The following is a 1,222-nucleotide window of genomic DNA, read 5'->3' as shown; positions in this document are numbered from 1 at the left end:
GCTCCGATCCGAGTGGGCCGAACAGCCCTTGCTCCATCAGTTCGGAGAAGCCGATGATCGCGTTCAGCGGCGTGCGCAACTCATGCGACATGTTGGCCAGGAATTCGGATTTGGCCCGGTTCGCCGCTTCGGCCCGTTCGGTTTCCTTCATGTATTTGCGGTTGAGGTCGACCCGTTCGCGCGAACGCTCCTCCTCGGCCCGCCGCGCCAGGCTGAGATCATGGATCGTTGCCATCAGCCGCCGCTCGCTGTCGACCAGCTTCTCCTGGTGCAGCTTGATCTGGGTGATGTCGGAGCCGACCGAGACGATGCCGCCGTCCCGGGTCTTCAGTTCGTTGACCTGCAGCCAGCGGCCGTCGGCCAGCTGCCGCTCGAAAGTGGCGCCGCCTTGCAGGCCGCTGGTGTGGGCAAGGCGCCGTTCGGAAGCAAAGGCCAGCATGCGTTCTTCCAGCGCCGCGCGCGCGGTGCCCGGCATCACGTCGCGGTCCGAAAGCCCGTTGCCCTGCTGGTATTTGGAATTGCACATGATCAGGCGCTGCGTCGAATCCCACAGCACGAAGGATTCGTTGATGTTCTCGATCGCCGTTCTGAGGCGAAGGTCGGCAGCCTCGGAACGCAGCGCCAGATGACGCTGTTCGGTGACGTCGACGGCAATGCCGATCAGCTGGATCTCCGGCGCTTCCGGATCGATGACCTGTGCCCGTGCGCGCATCCAGACCCATTGGCCGTCCGCATGGCGCATGCGGAACACCTGGTCGATATGATCGATCTCGCGTGCGACGATTCTGTTGGCGAGCTCGAACAGATCGCCGTCCTCGGGATGGATGATCTGGTCGACCTCGCCGAAGGACAGCATCGTGTCGCAGGGCTTGTAGCCGAGCATGTCATACATCGAGCGTGACCAGTACATCTTGCCGCGCACCATGTCCCAGTCCCACAGGCCGCAGCGGCCGCGCACCAGCGCCATGTCGATGCGCTGATGCGCTTCGAGGTAGATACGGTCAGCCGCCTGCGCACGCGCCGCCTGGCCGAAATAGGCATAGAGGATGACGATCAGCACACCGGCCGTCAGCACGAACAGGGTGACGTTCAGCGAAACAGTCTTGCGCCATGCATCGAAAACCGCGTCCTGTGGCACCAGGGCCGCCGATGCACCCTTTCCGCCATTCGCCAGGCTGACCGCCGCGTACCAATCCCGTCCGTCGATGTTGACGTCCATGAC

At 63.5% G+C, this 1,222-nt stretch carries 1 protein-coding gene; it reads right to left on the bottom strand.

What is annotated here, in order from left to right:
- The coding region (locus EN893_RS39670; RefSeq protein WP_128362193.1) for a PAS domain-containing protein at positions 1-1,222 on the bottom strand (1,222 nt) is incomplete at both ends.

This window comes from Mesorhizobium sp. M7A.F.Ca.CA.004.04.2.1, from assembly GCF_004022825.1.
Taxonomy (GTDB): Bacteria; Pseudomonadota; Alphaproteobacteria; order Rhizobiales; family Rhizobiaceae; genus Mesorhizobium.
This window is presented reverse-complemented; position numbering and strand designations above follow the sequence as displayed.